The sequence below is a fragment of the Pseudomonas sp. COR18 genome (assembly GCF_048568395.1).
Taxonomy (GTDB): domain Bacteria; phylum Pseudomonadota; class Gammaproteobacteria; order Pseudomonadales; family Pseudomonadaceae; genus Aquipseudomonas; species Aquipseudomonas fuscovaginae_B.
The window spans coordinates 3590599-3606714 of sequence record NZ_CP183808.1 but is presented as its reverse complement, the minus strand read 5'-3'; the positions used below and the strand labels follow the sequence as shown (position 1 = coordinate 3606714).

General features: G+C 60.3%; 12 protein-coding genes, 1 tRNA gene and 1 pseudogene. 2 read left to right on the top strand and 12 right to left on the bottom strand.

The annotated features are described in order from the left end of the window. Positions 1 to 3: 3 nt before the first annotated feature. From ACM62G_RS16620 to ACM62G_RS16565, 12 genes and pseudogenes are all read right to left on the bottom strand, one after another. Positions 4 to 813, bottom strand: coding sequence for an ABC transporter permease (locus tag ACM62G_RS16620; protein ID WP_054060616.1), 810 nt, complete (start codon positions 811 to 813; stop codon positions 4 to 6). A 38-nt stretch (positions 814 to 851) separates the two neighbouring features. After that, complete coding sequence (locus ACM62G_RS16615; protein ID WP_054060615.1) at positions 852 to 1790, bottom strand: NAD-dependent epimerase/dehydratase family protein; 939 nt, start codon at positions 1788 to 1790, stop codon at positions 852 to 854. 76 nt (positions 1791 to 1866) lie between these two features. Continuing rightward, a complete protein-coding gene (locus ACM62G_RS16610; protein ID WP_054060614.1) occupies positions 1867 to 2592 on the bottom strand; it encodes a sugar phosphate nucleotidyltransferase in 726 nt (241 codons plus the stop codon). A 3-nt stretch (positions 2593 to 2595) separates the two neighbouring features. Beyond that, a complete protein-coding gene (locus tag ACM62G_RS16605; RefSeq protein ID WP_204375752.1) occupies positions 2596 to 3765 on the bottom strand; it encodes a DegT/DnrJ/EryC1/StrS family aminotransferase in 1170 nt (389 codons plus the stop codon). A gap of 37 nt (positions 3766 to 3802) precedes the next feature. Then, positions 3803 to 4783 (bottom strand): transketolase family protein, encoded by a 981-nt coding sequence (locus ACM62G_RS16600; RefSeq protein WP_054060612.1) that lies wholly within the window; start codon positions 4781 to 4783, stop codon positions 3803 to 3805. Then, positions 4780 to 5613, bottom strand: a complete 834-nt coding sequence (locus tag ACM62G_RS16595; RefSeq protein WP_054060611.1) for a transketolase — start codon at positions 5611 to 5613, stop codon at positions 4780 to 4782. The genes ACM62G_RS16600 and ACM62G_RS16595 overlap by 4 nt, the downstream gene beginning before the upstream one ends. Next, positions 5606 to 6559 (bottom strand): GDP-L-fucose synthase family protein, encoded by a 954-nt coding sequence (locus ACM62G_RS16590; RefSeq protein ID WP_054060610.1) that lies wholly within the window; start codon positions 6557 to 6559, stop codon positions 5606 to 5608. The genes ACM62G_RS16595 and ACM62G_RS16590 overlap by 8 nt, the downstream gene beginning before the upstream one ends. Positions 6560 to 6561: 2 nt before the next feature. Continuing rightward, a complete protein-coding gene (locus ACM62G_RS16585) occupies positions 6562 to 7554 on the bottom strand; it encodes a kinase (RefSeq protein ID WP_054060609.1) in 993 nt (330 codons plus the stop codon). A 3-nt stretch (positions 7555 to 7557) separates the two neighbouring features. Then, positions 7558 to 9084 carry a B12-binding domain-containing radical SAM protein gene (locus ACM62G_RS16580; protein WP_273824018.1) on the bottom strand — a complete coding sequence of 509 codons (1527 nt, stop codon included), beginning with the start codon at positions 9082 to 9084 and terminating at the stop codon, positions 7558 to 7560. A gap of 1045 nt (positions 9085 to 10129) precedes the next feature. Next, positions 10130 to 10834, bottom strand: coding sequence for a methyl-accepting chemotaxis protein (locus ACM62G_RS16575; protein ID WP_419737533.1), 705 nt, complete (start codon positions 10832 to 10834; stop codon positions 10130 to 10132). A 198-nt stretch (positions 10835 to 11032) separates the two neighbouring features. Further along, positions 11033 to 12070 (bottom strand): annotated as a pseudogene (locus ACM62G_RS16570) (cache domain-containing protein); the annotation flags it as partial. Between the two features lie 220 nt (positions 12071 to 12290). Then, the gene (locus ACM62G_RS16565) at positions 12291 to 13508 is read right to left on the bottom strand and encodes an MFS transporter (RefSeq protein ID WP_273824019.1); all 1218 of its coding nucleotides are present in this window, start codon (positions 13506 to 13508) and stop codon (positions 12291 to 12293) included. Between the two features lie 290 nt (positions 13509 to 13798). Between ACM62G_RS16565 and ACM62G_RS16560 the strand changes: the two genes are divergently transcribed. Both ACM62G_RS16560 and ACM62G_RS16555 read left to right on the top strand, forming a co-directional pair. Continuing rightward, positions 13799 to 15901 carry a methyl-accepting chemotaxis protein gene (locus tag ACM62G_RS16560; RefSeq protein WP_419735183.1) on the top strand — a complete coding sequence of 701 codons (2103 nt, stop codon included), beginning with the start codon at positions 13799 to 13801 and terminating at the stop codon, positions 15899 to 15901. A gap of 115 nt (positions 15902 to 16016) precedes the next feature. Further along, a tRNA-Met gene (locus ACM62G_RS16555) sits at positions 16017 to 16093 on the top strand. The last annotated feature ends 23 nt before the right edge of the window (positions 16094 to 16116 follow it).

The window sequence follows — 16116 nt, the reverse complement described above, 5'->3', positions numbered from 1 at the left end:
CGTTTAGAGAACATCCGCGAATTCCGGCTTAAGCCGGCGAAAAATGGCTGAGCCAAGGAAAAACAGGCTGAGGCTCACACCCCAGAAAACCAGTGTCTGGCTCATCGGCGGCCAGGATACCGTTGGAAAGATCAACAGCCCACGATAGCCCTGGATGATGTAGTAGATCGGGTTATAGACCGCCCACTCGCGGATGGCGGGAGGCATGATCTCCAGCGACCAGACGATCGGGGTACTCCAGAACCACAGATTGAGCAGGATCGTCAGCGCCTGGCCGATATCCCGATAGAACACCTGCAAGGCCGCCAGCAACCAGCCCAGCCCCAACAGCAGGACACTCATGCAGAGCAGGAAGTAGACGAACAGCAGGCGCTGCCAAAGGAACGTCACGTCATAGAACAGCATCATGCCCGCCAACACCAGCAGGAACACCCCATGGGGGACCAGCCCGGACACCAGGTGGACCACCGGCAGGACCTCCGTCGGAAAGACGGTCTTCTTCACCAGGTGATCGTTACGGGTGATCGAGTGGGTAATGGCCTGCAGCGCTTCACTGAAGAAGAACCACGGCACCAGGCCACAGACGAACCAGAGGACGAAGGGGGTCCCTACCGGCCCCTGGGCACGAAAGCCCACCGCGAAGACGAAATAGAACACCACCACGACAGCGAGCGGATGCATGAAGGTCCACACCATCCCGCCCAGGGTTCCCGCATAACGGTTCTGCAGATCGCGGACCGCCAGCGCCTGGATCATGGAACGATGGCGAATCACATTGCGTACCAGGTGTTGCCGCGAAGGGTTCTTGAGCAAATGACGATCCTTTCATTCAACCAGGGAGAGCGACAGGGTCAGACGTTACCGTAGACAGAGTTCTTGATCATGGTGAAGCCCTTGATCAGGTCCCGGATGCCGTCATCCAGCGACATGATGGGACAAAAGCCGGTTGCCTCCACCTTGGCATTGGAAACCACGTAGTTGCGCTGATCCTGATCCTTGCCGACGGGCGCTTCGAGAAACACGAAATCAGGAATATGTGCCTGAATCCGCTCGCACAGCTCGCGCTTGGAGATATTCGCGTCCGACAGGCCGACGTTATAGACCTCGCCCTTCATCGACGAGAAGTTCTCCAGGCCATGCAGAAAGACTCGCGCGACATCCCGCACATGGATGTAGTTACGCTTGAACGAACTCTCGAACAACACGACGAATCGGTCATACACCGCACGATAGGTGAAGTCGTTGACCAGAAGGTCCGTGCGCATGCGTGGCGACATGCCGAAGACGGTTGCCAGGCGGAAGCTGATGGCGTTCTCACGTTGCATCAGGTGCTTTTCGACCTCGACCTTTTCCTTGGCGTACTGGGAAATCGGCCGCAACGGGGAGTCCTCGTTGCAGAAGTTGTCGGCATCGCCGGTGCCATACGCGCTGTTGGTGGTCGGCATGAGCACGAGCTGTTGCGGCGACATCAGGCGCAGCATCAACTTGATCGCGTCGTGGTTGATACTCGAGGCTCCCACCGGGTCCGCATTGCAGATCGGCGCCCCCACCAGAGCGGCCAGGGGGATGACCACATCGGCCTTGCTCAACAGGGGGGCCATGACGCTCTCCAGTCGAATATCGCCCCTCACCACCGTGAAGTTGGGGTCGTGGCATACATGGTTCAGGCTGGCCTGCTTGAACAGAAAGTTATCCAGTACCGTGACCTTGTGCCCAGCAGCCAACAGCGCGGGGACCAGCGTGGACCCCAGATAGCCGGCTCCGCCGGTCACGAGAATATTGAGACTCATCGTCTGCTTCCTTTTTCGAGTGAGTAAGAAATGTAAATGCCGTGGCAACCCTGGGCGGCCATCACCCCCGGGAGCATCAACCGCGCAGCTCCGACGTGTTCAGCACCTGCCCGGCACGCTGGTAATCATGGGGAATGCCGATATCGATGAACGAACCCTCGGCGGCGAACCCGGACAGGCAGGCCCCGCGCGCCAACAATGTCGGCAAGAGCTCATCCTCCAGCGACACGCTGTTGCCGGCCACGAACGGCGAACTGGCCAGGCTGTCCCGGCGTACCCAGTAGACGCCACCGTTGGCGAGACAACCCGGCAACCCGCGCTGCGATGCCAGCGAGAGAATCCGCTGCTCATCGGTCAGTTCCAGGCCCATGTAGCGGTTCGCCTCCTCGGCCCGGAACAGCGACAGCGCCCAGTCCGAACCGGCCTTGCGGGCAAAACGGTCGAGTGCCGCGAGCTCGACGGCAAAGAACGTATCGCCGTTGAGCAGCACGAACGCGTCTTCATCCTTGAGCATCGCCGCCGCCAACAACAGGCCACCGCCGGTCCCCAGGCGCTCGTGCTCGATCGCATACTCTACTTCGGCAGAACGATAGCGCCCGCCAAAGTGCTCGGTGATGACCGTGCACTGGTACCCCACCGACAGAATGAAGCGCGAGATGCCCTGCTCGATCCAGTAATCGAGCAGGTACTCCAGAAACGGCCGGCCATTGATCGGTGCCATCGGTTTGGGAACGCTGGAGACGACGCTGCGCAGCCGGGTACCCAGTCCCCCGGCGAGGATAATCGCGGTACGGACCGTCATGGCTTAGACATCATTGAGATAGCGGCACAACTCATCGATTTCCTCATCACGCAGATCCGGGAAGTTGCCGATGTAGAAGCCGTAGAAATGGATGTGTTCGGTCTCGGGGAACTCGCGATAGTAGCCGTCCGGCACGATCCCTTTCAGGTATGGCTGGCGCAGCTGGTTACCGCCACCGGCACTGCCACGGCGAAACTCGATACCGCCCTCGCGCATGTGGACCATGAGCCGCTCGACCAACTCGTCATCGGGCTCGCGCAGGACCAGGTTGAAGGCGTAGTTGCTCGAACCTTCCAACTTGAAATCGGTACGGTACTTGCGCGGATCGATCTGGCTGAGGAAGCGATGCAGATTCTGCGTGCGGCGCTCGACGTTGGCCGACAGGCGCTTGAGTTGCTTGCGCCCGAGAATTCCGCCGATCTCGGTGTTACGGGTGTTGAAGGCGGGAAACGCGAAGATGAAGTCGGGATTGAGCTCAGGGTTGGCTGCCCGGTATTCGGCCTGGGTCTGCGGATCATTGGCCTCGCGCACCATGCCATGGGAACGCAGCATGCGGGCCTGCTGATAGACGAGCGGGTCATTGGTGCAGATCATCCCGCCCTCGATAGTGCTCATGTGGTGGGCATAGTAGAAAGAGAAGTTCGACACCCAGCCGATGCTGCCCAAGCGCCGTCCGGCGTGTTCGGCACCGTGCGACTCGCACACGTCCTCGATCAGCGGAATACCCCGGCGATCCAGTTCCGCCAGCACCTCGTCATCGATGCCATCGAAGCCCTGGACATGGGTCAGGAACACCGCCCGGGTATGCTCGCTCAGCTTGTCGAGGATCTGCCTGGGGTCCATGGACAGGGTACGCGGATCAATATCGGTGAAAACCGGGGTAAAACCGTTCTGCAGGACGCTGGCGATATCCGATACCCAGGTCAGGGATGGCACGATCACCTCGCCGCCCTGTGGATAGCGCAATTTCAGCAAGGCCATGGTCAACAGGTTCGACGAGGCCCCCGAGTTGACGAAAACGCTGTACTTGACCCCAAGCCACTGCGACCACTCCGCCTCGAAGGCTTTCACATGCTCGCCATGGGTGAGCTTGGGATCATCCTGGCGCAGATGTTCGATGACCGCGTCCAGGTCTTCACGCAGGATGTTGTTGCGCATCAAGGGGTATTTCATGATCGAAGATTGCTCCGTCTTGCTACTGGGCATGGAATCAAAGAGAGAGTGAAGCGTGAAAATCGCGGACCTTGTGGGTCACTGCATCGACCCCGATACCGACCTGCTCGTGCAGCGCGGTCCGCTCACCCAGCTCGAACCGGTACTGGGGAGCCACGCCCACGTTGAACAGGCGAGTTTCGGGCAGGCGCCGAGCCAGCAGATTGAAGAGCAGGGCGTCCAGGCCACCACGCCCCTCGAACCCCTCTTCCAGTGAAACGACACCACGAAACCTGGCGAACAGGGTAATCAGCGCCTGCTCATCAAAACCGCTGAGGTCGAACAGGTCGACCACGGTGACGCGCAGCCCATCGCTTGCCAGGCGTTCGGCGGCCTTGAGAGCGGTCTGTGTCATGTATCCGGTGGAGACCAGGCAAAGCGCGTCACCGTCACCATGAACCTGGAAACCACGTGCAAGATCCGGCGCGCCCTGTGTGTAGACCACCGGCAGGACCTGGGCATCCAGACGCAGGTACTTGATCCCCGGACGCTCCAGGCAGCGGGAGGCCAGTGCGGCCGACGTCACCTGGTCGGCCGGCGAAAGCACCTGCATGTTCGGCAGACTGCGCATCAGTGTGAGGTCCTCGTAACACTGATGAGTCGGACCGGAGACCACATAGCTGTAGCCGGCCCCCACCCCGATCAGGTTCACGTTCATGGGCCGCACGGTGGAAAGCAGCGCCAGGTTCACGCGAATCTGCTCGAAGCAGCGCATGGTGATGAAGGGGGCAATCGCATACGCGAACACCTTGAACCCTTCGAGAGCCAGCCCCGCCGAGACATTGATCAGGTTCTGCTCGGCGATCCCGACATTGACGAACCGTTGTGGATAACGCTCGCGGATCTGGTCGAGCACCGGCGAACCGAAGTCGGCGGTGGCAAAGAAAATGTCGTCATCGGCTTCCATGGCCTCGACGATGGACGCCAGCAGCGTGTCACGCATCGCCCGTGGCTTTATCGACTGCAGCGTGTCACTCATGATTCGACTCCCAGCAACTCATCAATCAACTGCGGCGCAATCGGGGTGATGTGCGACAACGGCGCGTTTTCCAGGCCCGGCACCCGATGCCCCTTGCGGGTATTGACGATGATCGCCCGGGGTTGCGGCTCGCCGGAGGCCCGGCTGGCGCTCAGCGCAGCGGCAATGGCCTGCGGAGAATGGCCATCCTCCACGACCTGAACCTGCCAGCCGAATGCGGTGAACTTGGCATGCAGGTCACGATGGGAAACGATGCTGTCGGTGGGGCCGAGCATGCTGATCTGGTTGTTGTCGACAATCACCGTGAGGTTATCCAGCTGATGCTGCGCAGCAAACATGAAGGCCTCCCAGTTCGAGCCCTCATGCAATTCACCATCGCCGGTGACCACATGGACCTGCTGGTCACGGCCACGCCGTTTCAGGCCCAGGGCCATGCCGGCACCGACACCGACGCCGTGCCCCAGAGAACCATTGACCGTTTCATAGCCGGGAATCACCGGGTCGGGTATTCCGCCGAGGAAACTGCCCTCCTGGCACACACGCTCCAGCTCATCGGCGGGGAAATAGCCGAGGTCGGCAAGAATCGGGTACATGCACAACGAACCATGGCCCTTGCTGATGATGCAGCGGTCACGTCCTGGCCAGAGGGGATCGGCCGGATTCTGCCGCAGGAAGCCACCGTAGTAGAGCACCACGAAAATCTCGATGGGCGATAACGACGAGGCGACCCGGGTCTCCGGCGTATGCCGGTGGATCTTCAAGGTCTCCCGCCAGACCCAATGCGCCTTCTCCTCCAGGTAAGTGGCGAGCACGGGTTCAGGTTCATGCATGGCTGCTCTCCAGAAAAGATGCATAGGTTCGGCGGATGCCCGCCTCCAGGGAGATCGACGGCTGCCAACCCAGTTCAAGGATGCGCGAGCTGTCCAGCAACTTGCGCAGAGTGCCATCCGGTCGCTGGGTGTCCCAGGCGATCTCGCCGCGGTAGCCGACGACAGTCGCGATCAGCTGGGCCAACTCCCGGATGGACAGGTCATGCCCCGAGCCGATATTGATCGGCAGCTCGACGGTCGAAAGATCCGCTTCCAGCAACACATGACAGGCGGCGGCCAGGTCATCGGCACACAGGAATTCGCGCCGCGGCGTGCCGGTACCCCACAACGTGGTCAGCGGTTGCTGCGCCTTGTGAGCGGCATGAAAGCGGCTGATCAACGCCGAAAGCACATGCCCGGACTGGGGATCGAAGTTGTCGTTCTCGCCGTATACGCTGTTCGGAATCACGGGAATGAAACGCTGCTCGCCATACTGCCGGTTGTACGCCAGGCACATATGAACCCCGGCCAGCTTGGCCATCGCATAGGCGATGCTGGTCATCTCCGGCTTTCCACTCAACAGCGCGTCCTCAGCCATGGGCTGCGGACACTCACGCGGGTACATGCAGGACGAGCCGAAGAACACGAGTCGCCGCACACCATGGCGGTGGGCGCTCTGGATGACATTGGCCTGGATTTCCAGGTTACGGGTAATGAAGTCGGCCGGATAATTGACGTTATCGACAATACCTCCCACCTTGCCCGCCGCGAGAATGACGATCTCGGGACGCTGCTCGGCGAAAAACGCATCGACTGCCGACTTGTCGGTGAGTTCCAACTGGTCGTGCCCACGCAGGAGCAGATCGGTGAAACCGGCTGCGGTGAAATGCCGGACAAATGCCGAGCCAATCATTCCACGGTGCCCCGCGATGTAGATTCGCGAGTGCCTTGAGAGACGCTGTGACATGCTTAAAGTCCGTTAGGCTGATAAAGAACGACCCGGCTACCGGAACTCTCGAACTGGAAAGGCACATGAATCAGAGCCTTCAAGCGTTCGCGAACCCGCCACTGCAGCTCTGGCTTGACAAAAAACAGCATGAAACCGCCCCCACCCGCACCCAGCAACTTCCCACCGGTCGCGCCGGCTGATCGGGCGGCTTCATAGATCGCATCCAGGTCGGGGTTGCTGACCCGGTCAGACAGGCCCTTCTTCAGCTTCCAGCCCTCATGCAGCAGCTCACCGAACTCGTCCAGCGAACTGTTGGACTGAAGGATCGACAAGGACTCGTCGACCATCTGCATGATTTGCGTCAGTTCGCTATGACGTACGGATATGTTCTGGATTTTCGATTGTGCGATTTCCGCAGCAATCCGGGAAAATCCGGTGAAGAACAGCATGAGGTGATTTTGCAGGTGGCGCAGCCGCGACTCGGGCAGGATGACAGGAGATACCTTGAAGTTGCCATCACGCAGAAAATCGATGCGATTGAAACCACCATAGGCTGCTGCGATCTGATCCTGCGAGCCGACACTTTCCTTGATGACATCCTGCTCGACATGAATGGCCAGTTTCGCCAGGGAGTCCTGGCACACCTGTTTCCCATCGAGCGCCTTCAACGCATGCAGCAGGCCCACGGTGAACGATGAGCTTGAACCTAGCCCGGAACGCGCCGGCAGGTCGCCATCATGGTGTATCTCCAGGCCACGGTCGCACTCCATGTGCCGCAATACGGCACGCACTGCGGGGTGCTTGATTTCTTCCGGCTCCATCACGTTTTCGATCGTCGAGTAGACGATCCGGTACTTGTGGTCGAAGAACGGTGGCAGGTGACGACAGCTGATGTAGCAATACTTGTCGATGGAGGTGGAGATGACCGAGCCCCCTTGCTCACGAAACCAGCCTGGATAATCGGTGCCACCGCCGAAGAACGAAATACGATAGGGTGTACGCGTTATGATCACAGGCTAGTCCCCCAGCAGTTTCCGCCGCAACTTGATACGAGTCATGTCTTCGATATTCAGGCGCTGCGTGGGCCCGAATTTCTGCTCGACAAGATTCAGGTAGGTCGGATTGGTGAAATAACGCTGCCAGGCCTCATCCCTGAACTTCAGTACCTGTGCCGCCGACAGGTGCTTGGTGGGCAAGGGCTCGCATTCATAGGACAGAAACGCATACCCTTCATAACTCGAGGGCAGCTTCCAGCCTTCCTCTCGTGCGATCCGGTTCATCGGGCTGCCCGGCAATGCCTGGCAGGGATACATGTTGGCCATTTCGCAGTTCAACTCGATGGCCAGATCCAGGGTTTCCTGCATCGTCTCCAACGTATCGTCCGGAAAGCCGAAAATGAAATTGCTGATCACATTGATGTCGGTCTGCCGGATCACGTCGCAGACGTCACGAATGTTGACTTCCTTGAAGGAGCCCTTGGACACCTCCTGGCGAACCATCTGGTTGCCCGCCTCGACCCCCAGCGCCAACCAGTTGACCCCTGCCTGCTTGAACAGCTCCAGGGCGTCACGACGTACCGTGTCCACGCGCGAGTAGGTCCACATGTTGAAATCGAACTCGCGTTCGATCACCTGGCGCAGGACCGGCTCGTAGAATTTGCGGTTGAGGAAGAACATCTCGTCGCTGATACGCAACGTGTGCACGCCAAGCCTGGCCAGCTTTTCCATCTCGCGCATCACCCAGGCCGGGCTCCAGAAGCGCATGCCACGGAAGCTGGCGGCATCGGCGGACTCCGAGTTGTCCGTCCGGTTGACGATGTTGATCATGCAGAAGTTGCAACCGAAGTTGCAGCCCAGCGACGTATAGATCGCCGCGAAAGGCGTACGCTGGGCATGGTCGAAACCGGCGTGCCAGAAATGCGCCCGGTAGAGGTCCAGGGGACGTTCCTTGTAGGGCAACAGGTCCCAGGCATACCCTGGCATGTCGATGTCCATGCGCTCCTGGGGAACCAATCGCTCGGGCGGATTGAGCACTGGCATGGGGAAGTTCGCCGGACCACGTTGCTTGTAACCGATTCCCCGGATCGAAGACAGGTCATCGCCCAGATTGCTCGCCAATAGCGAATGCAGGGCATAGACGCCTTCGTTGAGCAGTACCAGATCGACACAGGAATGTGCCAGAACCTCTCTGGGCAAGGCGCTGATGTGCGAGCCGACGAAGCAGATCTTGAACAGGGGCGACTGTTCCTTGAGCGCGGCGGCCAGTTCGAGGGCGCCAATCATGCTGGTCGTGCCGGAGTTGGGGTTCTGTCCGTAGACGACGAACACCACCAGCCTCGGCCGGTGGGACTCGACACGCAGAACGGCCTGTTCAAGTGTCAGCTTCTCGGCATCGCAGTCCAGGATACCGACCTCGAAGCCCTTGCTGCGACAGGACTCGGCCAGCAGCAACGACCACGTCGGCGGCTCTATCGCGGAATATACGCTTGCCAGCCCCTGATAGGCCTTTGCCGAAGAATCAGGTGTTACAAATAGTGCATCCATAGGTGCTTTTCTTCCGTTTCTTGCTGCCCAAGGCTCCAAGCCATGAAAAACAAACTGACGCCCACAAGTATTGCAACACAGGGAGACTCATATGCCAGCGGCATGAAAGCACTCGATTAAAGCACAATTTCCGAAGAAGTCTAACGCCCTTTTCTTACACTATTAAGTCCTTGACCAGGATAAGGTTATTGAAATACCCTGCAATAGCACTGGAAAAAATTTACTACTCCTGCACCGCATAAATACTGGCACTCAGACACTAACGAAAGATGCCCGAATGTGTCTAAAGCTGATACAAAAAGTAGGAAATGGCTGCACAGAGACGCTTCGCAGCCTCGCCACGAATAACCCCCGCTATCTTCCCGCATTGCCTTGGACAACCAACCAGGGACACAAGAAGGCCGCTCCCTTCGCATCACTGATCGATTCAAGTCACCATGGCTCAAAATGCGGCATCCCGCCCCAAGAGAGTGCAAAAGCAGCTCCCCTATATTACGCAATTGCTGTGCGACAATTGGCGTAGCGCCCCGGGATTCAGGGGAGAGCCAAAGAGACAGGTTAGTTGTTATCCCTGATAGTTGCCATACAGCTTCAGACTGAAACTCTCAAACAGATGACAGGTCATTCACTATTGTTTAGAAGAGCGATTACAAAATAAACGCGAGGAGTGTGGAAAGATTGCTTACAACAACCGTAACCACATGATTCCTCTCGACAAAATTCCACGAGAGCGATACTGCCTTAGGCTGTGTACGAAATTGTTTGAAACGCAGGTTAGGCAAGGCAAAAAACGGCGAGGAACGCCCGGGGTCGCGCCCGACTTGACTGGTTGTCAATGAGCATTCCGAGCCGGTTTTTAACGCCGCATAACCAAGTTTCAAGCGATTTCGTACATAGCCTAAGACTTTTCGCCTGAAGACCATCACCCCTTAAAGCATCGACGCTCACAACCGTATATCCGGGATAGCGTCACACCAGGGATTGGACTTACCTCAAGTTCAGAACCCGGGAGGGAATCAGGCTGCCCCCTCCCCGGCGATGTCCTCTACGACTTGAACCGCCCGACCAACCCATTCAACTCCTCCGACAGATGCGACAGCCGACCGGAGTCTTCCTGCGCCGAATTGGCCAGGCTTTCGACCAGACGTGCCTCATCGTAGATCTGCTGGATATGCCGGTTGATCTCCTCGGCGACACTATGCTGCTCCTCCGCCGCCGCCGAGATCTGCAGGTTCTGGTCGCGGATTTCGTTGACCGACAGCTCGATACCCTCGAAGCTGCCCCGCGCGCTCTCGATGGAGGAGACGCTGGCTCGCGACAGGTCCAGGCAGCTTTCCATCTTCTGCGAAACCTCCTGGGTCTTGCTGCCCAGGGCGTTGAGCAACTGGTCGATTTCGCCGGTGGAATCCGACGTACGCTTGGCCAGCGCCCGCACTTCATCGGCCACCACCGCAAAACCCCGCCCCTGGTCACCGGCCCGCGCAGCCTCGATCGCCGCGTTCAGCGCCAGCAGGTTGGTCTGCTCGGCAATCGCGCGGATGGTGCCCAGAATCTGGTTGATGCTGCGGCTGCCCTCCTCCAGTTCGACCATGGCCTGGGACGACTCGGTCAGGCGGCGCCCCAGGCGATTGACGTTCTCGGTGGTCTGCTCGATCTGCTGCTTGCCTTCCGCCACACGCTGATGTCCGCTCTCGGCGGAGGTGGCCGCGGTGCTGCACGAGCGGGCCACTTCGTTGGCGGTGGCGACCATCTCGTTGAAGGCCGTGGACACCAGTTCCACCGCCTCACGCTGGCGACCGGCAGCCTCGTTCATGTTGCTGGCCACCTCACTGTTGACCCGCGAGGCATCCTGCAGATTGGTCGAGGCCGCGCCGATGCGCTGGATCAACTGGCGAATGGCGGCCAGGAACTTGTTGAACCAGCCGGCCAACTCCGCGGTTTCGTCCTTGCCCTGAACATCGAGATCACGACGCAGGTCGCCCTCGCCCTCGGCAATCGACTGCAAGCCGGTACTGACCTGGCCGATCGGCTTGACGATTACCTTGGAGAACGCTGCGGCCAGCAAGGCGAAAATCACTGCCAGTACCACCACGATCAGCGCCGTGACATAGGTCATGCGGGTCGCCCCCGCCATCACTTCGTCGTATTGGATCAGGCCGACATAGCGCCAGCCGAGGCCCGGCGAAGTCCAGATGTTGGCCATATAGTTGACCCCATCGATCTGCACTTCGGTGGAGCCCTCTCCGGTAGCCGCCAGCTTGGCGTAAGGCTCGCCGAGGTCCTTGAGCTTCTTGAAGCCGTGGGCAGCATCGCGCGGGTCGACCAGTACGGTGCCGTCCTCGATCAGCATCACGTAGCCGCTCTGGCCGAGCTTGATGCTCTTGACCAGTTCGGTGAGGTTCTTCAGCGAAACACTGACGACGAATACCCCCTTGGGCTTGCCGGAAGCATCGAGCATCGCCCGGGCGCTGCCCACCAGTGCCACGGCGTCCTTGTCATAGTAATAGGCGGGGGTACGAACGGTCTTTCCGGGGCTGGCCATGGCCGCCTTGTACCAGGGACGTACGCGCGGATCGTAGTTGGCCAACTGCGGATCGTCCGGCCATTTGGCGTAGGTGCCGTCCTCCAGGCCAATGGAAAGAATCGCGGCCGCCGGGTGCGTCGCGCCATAACGGGCAAACGCATCGATGACCTGCCTGGCCGCCGGAGGCAGGGGCCGGCTGGCCGCATCGGCGGTCTCGTAGTGCTTGAGGCTGTCAACGGAGGTGTATACAGGATCGGTCGCCATCTGATCGACGTTCTGCTGCGTGCCGTCGAAGAATTGCCGGATATTGCCGTCGATCTGGCGTATTTCCCGGGTGCTGCCATCAATGAACTGATCGACCGCCTCAGTCCGGATATTCACCACCGAGATGACCGCCACCAGGCTCACGGGGATGAAGGCGACCAGCACAAAGGCCAGGACGAGTTTGTTTTTTATTTTCATTGCGACGACCACCATCCGGGGAAGTGAGAGGCAAACAGCCGGACCAGACAGGTTTATGGCCCTTTGCTATTAAGCCTGTTTCGGCTGGCGAATCAAAATCTTTATCGCGCTATCGTGCACAAAAACATCATAAATTGTCCCGGATAGCTGATCGCCCGGTCCGTTTCCGCAGGTTCAAACCGGCTGCCCTTGACCGGGGCAAGCCGGCCCGCTGCCCGGCTCAGGCCTTTTTCGTCCTTGGCAGCAACACTGCCAACACTCCGAACAATGGCAGGAACGAACACATCGTGTAGACGTACTCGATGCCGTGGATATCCGCCAGATGCCCCAGCAGCGCCGCGCCGATCCCGCCGAAGCCGAACATCAGGCCGAAGAACACCCCGGCGATCATGCCGACGTTACCCGGCACCAGTTCCTGGGCGAACACCACGATCGCCGAGAACGCCGAGGCCAGGATGAAACCGATCACCACGCTGAGCACGGTGGTCCAGAACAGGTCGACATACGGCAATGCCAGGGTGAACGGCGCGACACCGAGGATCGAGAACCAGATCACCGCCTTGCGTCCGATCCTGTCGCCGATGGGGCCGCCGGCAAAGGTCCCCGCCGCCACCGCGCCAAGGAACAGGAACAGGTGCAGTTGCGAACTGGCGACCGACAGCTGGAATTTCTCGATCAGGTAGAAGGTGAAGTAGCTGGTGAAACTGGCCATGTAGAAGTACTTGGAAAACACCAGCAGGCCGAGCACCACCAGCGCCCCCAGCACCCGCCCTTTCGATAGGCCGTGGGTGGCCTTCTGGCCCTGCTTGAGCCTGAACAGGTTCAGGTGCGCGCGATACCAGCGACTGATGCCGTAGAGCACGCCGAGGGCAAACAGGGCGAACAGCCCGAACCAGGCGACATGGCCCTGACCGAACGGAATGATGATCGCCGCGGCCAGCAGCGGGCCGAAGGCCGAACCGGCGTTACCGCCAACCTGGAAGGTCGACTGCGCCAGCCCGTAGCGCCCTCCCGAAGCCAGGCGCGCCACACGCGAGGCTTCCGGGTGAAAGGTCGAGGAGCCCACGCCGATCAGTGCCGAAGCCAACAGAATCAGTGGGAAACTGCCGACCTGGGACAGCATCAGAATCCCGATCAGCGTACAGATCATTCCCGCCGGTAACAGCAACGGCTTCGGATGCCGATCGGTATAAAAGCCGACCCAGGGTTGCAGCAGCGATGCGGTCACCTGGAAGGTCAGGGTGATCAGCCCGACCTGGGTGAAGGTCAGCCCGTAGCTGTCCTTGAGCATCGGATAGATCGACGGCAGAACCGACTGGATTAGGTCGTTGATCAGGTGGGCCAGCGCCACGGCGCCGATGATGCGCATCACCAGCGGGCTGGATTGCGCGGGCGCCGACGTCGGCATCGGGCCGGAAGAGGTTTCAGTGAGAGCCATGAGGTAGTCCGTGACGCGGATGGATGCACAGGTGCAGGTGCGTCAATGTGCCATTTTTTAGTGCATCAAGACCAGATACTTGTTGAGCTAACGATCAATTTAATCCGACGAAAAACCATTGATAGCTCTTTGCTACTGGTCTGAATCTTGCCTGCCCTGATTCCTACAGCGCGGTTCCTTACAAAGGGCCACGAGAATGGGAAGATTCGCTACAGCGGCCGGCCGATAACGCCCTCACTGGCGAAACTTCCAAGGTCTTTAACGACGGCATCCGTCATGACCAACCCGTCATGAGCGCACTCGAACGGTGCGGATGCCTTGAGGAGTGGTCGGCAATGCACGCTTTTTTATCACCGGGAATGCGACTGCTCGGACGATTCGGTTTTGCCCGCAAATTTCAGGTGCTGTTCCTGCTGTTCATCGTCCCGCTGATGGGCAGCCTTTACATGATCGGCCAGGATTACCGCAGCAAACTGGCACTGATCGGCGAAGAACGTGCCGGCGTCCGCCAGTTGCTGGCGCTGGACAGCCTGGACAACCTGCTCACCGCCCAGCGCGACCGTGCGGCTCGCTGGAAGGCCACGGAGACCAATCGCCAGCCGACGCCTGCCACCCTCGCCGCCATGGCCCTGCTGGACAAGGCCCAGCCCGAGATCAACCAGGCCCTTGAACAACTGGGCCAGGCGCTGCAGCGCGAAGGCGCCGATGCCGACACCCTCAAGCGTTACCAGGTGCTGCAAGCCACCGTCTCCGGCCTCGACTCGGCCAGCCTGAGCAAGGTCGGCTGGTGGCCGGACGGTTATGACCGTTTCACCTCCGCCCTGAGCGCCCTGCAAGGCCTGCGCGAACAGATCGCCATGGACAGCCGGCTGATCCTCGCCTCCTGGATGGAAACCTACCTGCTGACCCAGATTTCCACCCAATACGCGCCCGACCTGATCGAGCGGGTCGGCCGCCTGGCCAGCGTCGGCCAGGCCTCGGTGGTCTCCGGCCAGTTCAGCCTGCAGAGCCGCCTGCAACTCAAGGACCTGCGCAGCCGTATCGGTGACGCCCGCGACCAGTTGGCCAAGACCGGCACCCAGCTGCAAACCCGCCTGCCGCCGGCCCTGCAGGACTGGGCCGAACGCTACCAGGAAAACCTCAAGCACCTGGACGAAGGCCTCAAGGCGCTGGATGACGGCATGTTCGGCGGTAGCATCACCCTCAAGCCCGAGGGTTTCGAGAAAACCCTCGACACCCTGCTCGGCCAGTTGGCCGACCTGCGCCAGGACTCGCTGAACACCCTCGACAGCCGCCTGGACCACTACCACGACTCGGCCACCGGCCAGTTCAGCCTGGTGGCGGCGATCTTCGGCTGCCTGCTGCTGGCTGCGCTGTACCTGTTCATCTGCCTGCAGGCCTCGATCCGCCGCAGCGCCAGCGGTATCACCCTGCTGGCCGAATCCCTGCGTGACGGCAACCTGTGCCTGCAAGTGCCGGTCGAAGGCCGTGACGAACTGGCGGCCATCAGCACCGCGCTGAACGTGGCGGTGGTGCAACTGCGTACCAGCCTGCAGGGCGTCGACCATGAAACCCTGCAACTGAGCGACGCCGTGCGTACCCTCAACAGCCATTCCAGCGGTGCGCTCAACGAGGTCGAGGCGCAGCAGCAACAGATCAGCCAGATCGCCGCGGCGGCCACGCAGTTGGCGGCCACCTCCCAGGGCGTCGCCCAGAGCTGCGAGCAGGCCTCCGGCAGCGCCCAGAATACCCGGCGCATCGCCTCGGACAGCAGCCGCGACAGCCAGCGCACCACCGCCAGCATCCAGCAGCTCAACCAGCGCCTGAACGAAACCGCCACGGCGCTGGGCCGGGTCAGCGAACAGGGCCAGCAGATCCAACTGGTGGTCGACACCATCCGCGGCGTGGCCGAACAGACCAACCTGCTCGCCCTCAACGCCGCCATCGAGGCGGCCCGGGCCGGTGAACAGGGCCGTGGCTTCGCCGTAGTCGCGGACGAAGTGCGCAGCCTGTCGCAACGCACCCAGAGTTCCACCGCACAGATCGCCAGCACCGTCGACAGCCTGCGAGCCACCGTGAGCCAGGCCGTGGCCCTGATGGAAGCGGCTTGCGTCCAGGCGCAGACCGATGCCGAATCGGTCACCGGGTTGGGCCAGCGCCTGGTGGAAATCGCCAGCGCCGTGCAGAGCGTGACCGACACCCTCGCCCAGATCGCCACGGCGGTGGACGAACAGGCCAGCACCGCGGACGAGGTCAGCGGCAATATCCAGCAGGTCGATCAGGCGGCGGTCCGGCTGCTCGAAGGGGCGCGGGCGGTGAACCGCGCGGCGGACACCCTGAGCGAAGGCAGCAAGGCCCTGAGTGACAATACCGGGCGCTTCCGCCTGAATTGAGACGGGCAACGCCCACGGATTTCGCCGTTGGGCGTTAAGTTTTTGATAGCGTAGAGAAAATTTTCAGATATTTGCTTGACACATCATCGTTCAGAGCGAATAATGCGCGCCACTTGGCTACATAGCTCAGTTGGTTAGAGCATAGCATTCATAATGCTGGGGTCCGGGGTTCAAGTCCCTGTGTAGCCACCAAGTACTAAAAACGGCTTACCGCA